Below are 4601 nucleotides of genomic sequence, written 5' to 3'. Positions count from 1 at the left end.
CGGTTCGGGCCGGGCCCGGTCGGGCCGGTTCAGCCATCCGGCCTGGCCCGGTCGATCACCACGCCAGGTGGGCGTCCAAGGCCAGTCGGTGCACGGCCTCGGTGTCGCCCTGGTCCACCAGGTGCAGTCCCTCGGCGTACTCCAGGAGTTCCCCCTCGGAGATGTCGTACCGCACCCGCCCTTGCAGGAAGCTCCGGCTCTGATCGATCCCCGGCACCAGTATCACCATCCGGTCGCTGTCGGGGATCTCCAGGTACACGAGGGTCGGCGCGTCCACGGGCGCCGAGGGGGCCTCCAGGTTCAGTGCCACCCGAACTTCGCCTTCGCCCAACTCCGGCGACCGGGTCCTCGTCGCCGCACAGTCCGCCTCCCCGGGGTCCTCCCAACACTCGACCACTTCTGGAACGAGCGGGACAGTGTGCACCTCCAGGATCGCCTCGGGCTCTCGGCGGTAGTGGATCTCGGCCCGATCGTCGCCGGCACGGGTGTCCACCCACCAGGGGCCCCAGGTCGGGTGGTCGAGTACCACCGGCGGGTCTTCGAGTTCGCCGATGATCGCCGCGTCCGCGGCCACATGGGCGGCGGTCTCCTGGGCCGCGCTCTCGTAGGCGAACCACGACATGGGCACGGTCACCACCAACAGGGCCGCGGCGGCCGCGCCGATCCCGCCCCACCCGGAACCGGTCGGCCCGCCTCCGTCCCCTTCCCCGACGCGTCGCGCCCGTCCCCGGACCCGGGCCACGGCCAGGAACTCCGTGACCACCAGGACGATGAGGACGGCGCCCACGAGCAGATAGGCCCAAAGGAACCAGGGTGGATCCTCGGAGTGCATGCTGACCGGCTCGGGGGTGCGCAGTAGTCCCGCCTCGGACAACAGCACCATCGCCTTCACCGGTAGCAGTGGTAGCGCCAACGCCACGTACAGCACCAGCACGATGCCCATCGGGCGCCGCCACCCGGAGCGCTTGAGCGCGTACCGGGCCGCGGCGGCGATGACCACCAACGGGATCAGCACGGCGCCGTAGGTGAGAACGGTTCCGATGACGCTTCCGGGCAGGAAGACGAACACCATGATGACCCCGACGATCATGCCGATCGTCATCACCGTCACCATGACCAGCGTCGGCAGGACCAACACGGTGGCGGCCAGGGTCGGCAGGCGCGTTCGTCGCAACGCCCGCTCCGCCGAAGGGCTCGGCTGTTCCGGGGGTCGGGCGGAAGAGGCGCGGCGGTCGCCGGGGAAACGTCGACGGTGGTCGGGACGCCGACTCATCCGACGTTCGTCGTTCGGGGGCTGGGGGTCCATGACCGGTGACCTCTTCCAGGTGTGGGGGGCGGGCAGGTGTGCGGAAGGGGTGAGGAAGCGAGAGGAGTGGAACGCGTGCGGGTCCTCGTTCGTCTAGACGCCCGGCACGTGGAACCGGTTCTGTGGGGCAGGGCCGATGAGAGCAGGGCGGGCGAAGGCGACGGAGTGCCTGGGCGGTTGCGAAGACCCGGCCTGGTAGGGGTTCCGGGAGCGTTTCGGTCCAACGCCAATGCGCACTGCGGTTCCCACCGAAGCAGTTATGGGAACCGGGTTCCAGTCTGAAAGGTTGCCCTATGTCCGATTTTCGCCATGAAAGGTGCTGTGATGCCGCTCATAGTCCCCATGTGGACAGCAAATTGTGGCCTCGCGGTTATCGGGGGTTACGGGCGTCCGGTCATCGCCTTTACCTGCGGAAACGTCACGGAATTAGCGTTTTGTACCCCGGTGGTGGAGTGGTCCGGAGCTGTCGAGGAGAAAACGAGTCGCGTTGCAGCCAACCCCCGGCCCGGTGATGGCGCACCATAGAGGATGGGGTAAAGACATGCGGGGGCCTTGTTGTCGCGGACGGACCGCGTGCCGGGTGGCGCGTGGGTGTGTGCGGCGTGAGGCCTTCTGGTCTGCCATCATCCCGGACGAACACACGACGCAGGAGCTCAGCAGATGACGCATCAGCACGTCCACCGGCGGGGATGGCGACGCCTCCTGATGACGTTCCTGATGCTCAGCGGGTTCATCCTGATCCCGTTGACCAGCGCGACAGCCAACCCCCTGTGTCCCGGCCAGCCCGCGCCGCTCCCCGAGTCCGCCGGAAGCGGATCCGATGGCCTTCTCGTTCCCCCGCAATCGCAATCTGCGATCGAAGGATCCCCGGACGGACTTCCTCCTGACGCCAGCATGTACGGCCAGTACGGAACGGCCGGACAGCAATGGCACATGATCACCGAGTCCTGCGTCGACGGGATGGCGAACGGACCTCAGGCAACTATCGCGAACTCGGCTTGGGATCTTTCGAAGACCATCAACCAGTCGACGATCACCGTTTACCAGGCGGCCACCTCCGACGGGTTGCTCGCCAGTTTCACCGAGACGGTGGAAAACGTTGTTATCGCCTTGCGCGAAGGTGTTTGGCGACCGCTCATCCCGACGATTGTCATCCTGGGTGCGATCTGGCTCGGCTGGTTCGGTCTGATCCGTAAGCGGATGACCCTGACCATCGAGTCGACCATCTGGATGGTGGGCGCGACCGCGCTCGGGATGTGGATCCTGATCAACCCCGCACAGGTGATGGGGTTGGGCAGCAGTCTGGTGAACTCGGGCACTCAGCTGGTGACCAGTGCTGTTGGACAGGTTCCCTATGGCGGTGGTTCAGGTGCTTGCCCTGCTGGTGCTGAGCCACCTGAACGTGCGGATTGGGAATCGGAATCCGATTTCCAAGTCCGCCGTAATGCGGACATGATGTGGTCAAGTCTGGTATGTCAGCCGTGGGTGGCCGGCCAGTTTGGTAGTGATAGCCTTGCTGAGGACGTGGCTATTGACCATTCTATGGATCTGATTGCAGCCCAGGGTGTAAGTCGGATCGAGCAACAGCAGATTCTTGACGAAGAAATCGATCCCTCCAGCCTGTATTCAGATAAGCAAGATGCATATCAGGCCATCGCTGATGATGTTGAGTCTACTTACCCGAGTGTGTATCCGATGTTTTCGGGTGCTGATCAGGGAAGTCGGCTTGGGGTGGCGAGTCTTGCACTCTTCTCTTCGATTTTTGCTGGCGGTTTGATCCTGGCGGGATCTGTTGCACTGATCGTTCTGAAAATCGGCTTCATGTTGCTATTCATGCTTTCGCCGATTTTCCTGCTTATTGGGATCCATCCGGGTTACGGGCGCATGGTTTTGCTCCGGTGGGTTGAGCTCATGGTGGGTTTCCTGCTGAAGCAGATCTTCGTGGTGTTGCTGATCGCCCTTTTGGTCATGAGCTACGGCATCGTCATGTCGACGAGTCTTGGCTGGGGCTTGCAGATGATCCTGCTGGCCCTGTTCACGCTGGCGCTCTTCATCTACCGCAAGACCTTCGCCTACCTGTTCGCCTCGGTGAACGCGAACACGTTCACTTCACGGATCGTCAGCGACGCGGCTCGCAGTCAGGCGCTTGGAAACAGCGCGGCTGTCCTGCCCCCTGTCGCCTACCTCAAGGCTCAGAACTGGGGCCGTCATCGAGCGGGAATGATCGCGGGCGCCGCAGCGGGTGTTCCGGCCAACGGGGCCGGAGCGCCGGGGGCCACCGCCGATGGCCGAACTCCCGAAGACACCCCTGGGGAGGTCGGAGAACCTGCTCGGGTCCGAGGTGCCGGCGGATACGGTCGGGTACGAGGCAACGAAGCCCCGCCACCCCTCAACGTCAACCGGCGCAGCACCGCGTCCGCCGCGAGCACCGGACGTCCCAGCGGCGGCAACCGGACCACCGATCAGGCCCCCGATCTCGGCGGCAGCGGAAACTCCAGCAGCGGGAACATCCCGCCCCGTCCCGCAGGCGGCTACACCGGAACCGGTGACAGCGGCTGGGCTTCGGTCTTCGGCACCGGGGGGCGCAATGACAGCCCGACCCGTAACGACGGTGGTGGCTCCAGCCGCGGCGGAACCTTCGGTGGCGGTGCCGGGAACTCTCGGGCCGCAAGTTCCGAGCGGCCAGAACCCGGTTCCGGGCGTGGCATCTTCAGCGGACGTGGCGAGACCCCCGCTCAGGGCAACGTCGGAAACCGTGGATCCAGGTGGGGCGCACCTCGGGAGAAGCGTGACCGACCCGCTCCTCAGCGTCCGTCGCGTCCGGCCCCGCCGCCCGCCGGCAGCGGCCGAGGTGATCGTGAAGGCGGCTGGCTGACCGGTTCGGACAAGCGTCGTGACAACGCCCCCATCACCCCCTTCTGGGGCGAGGGTGGAAACTCGACCCGGGACCGGAAGCGTGACGTGCCCTTCTGGCTGAACGATGACTAGGCCGACGAGTAGACGACAAGGCAACTGAAGACCATGCCCAATCCTCTCCCCGAGCGCACACAGCGGCTGGTCGTGATCGTTCTGATCACGGCCCTGGCCGGGTTCGGGATCTACTTCAGCCTCGGTGGGTTCGGCGACGAAGAAGAGGAGGCCTCCGGGCCGCCTCGGGAGGTCGCTCCCACCGGGGAAGGGCCGGATGCGGCCGGGAGTGCTCCTGGTGGGCAGGCCACGGTACCGCCGAGCCCGATCCCGACCACTGACGCCGAGGACCAGGACGTCCTCGGCTGGTTCCCCTTCACCGAGGCGG

General features: G+C 65.6%; 2 protein-coding genes and 1 pseudogene. 2 read left to right on the top strand and 1 reads right to left on the bottom strand.

Annotated features, from left to right (window positions below):
• Positions 1-55: 55 nt before the first annotated feature.
• Positions 56-1174 carry a hypothetical protein gene (locus tag K8V84_RS11350; protein WP_304073983.1) on the bottom strand — a complete coding sequence of 373 codons (1119 nt, stop codon included), beginning with the start codon at positions 1172-1174 and terminating at the stop codon, positions 56-58.
• A 792-nt stretch (positions 1175-1966) separates the two neighbouring features.
• Here K8V84_RS11350 and K8V84_RS11345 point away from each other — a divergent pair.
• Together K8V84_RS11345 and K8V84_RS11340 are read left to right on the top strand one after the other, a co-directional pair.
• Positions 1967-4294 (top strand): type IV secretion system protein, encoded by a 2328-nt coding sequence (locus tag K8V84_RS11345; protein WP_304073981.1) that lies wholly within the window; start codon positions 1967-1969, stop codon positions 4292-4294.
• Between the two features lie 33 nt (positions 4295-4327).
• Positions 4328-4601 (top strand): annotated as a pseudogene (locus tag K8V84_RS11340) (hypothetical protein); the annotation flags it as partial.

It is taken from the genome of Nocardiopsis listeri, from assembly GCF_020741345.1.
Lineage (GTDB): Bacteria > Actinomycetota > Actinomycetes > Streptosporangiales > Streptosporangiaceae > Nocardiopsis > Nocardiopsis listeri_A.
Note: the sequence above shows the minus strand (reverse complement) of the source record. Positions and strands in the feature narration are given on the sequence as shown.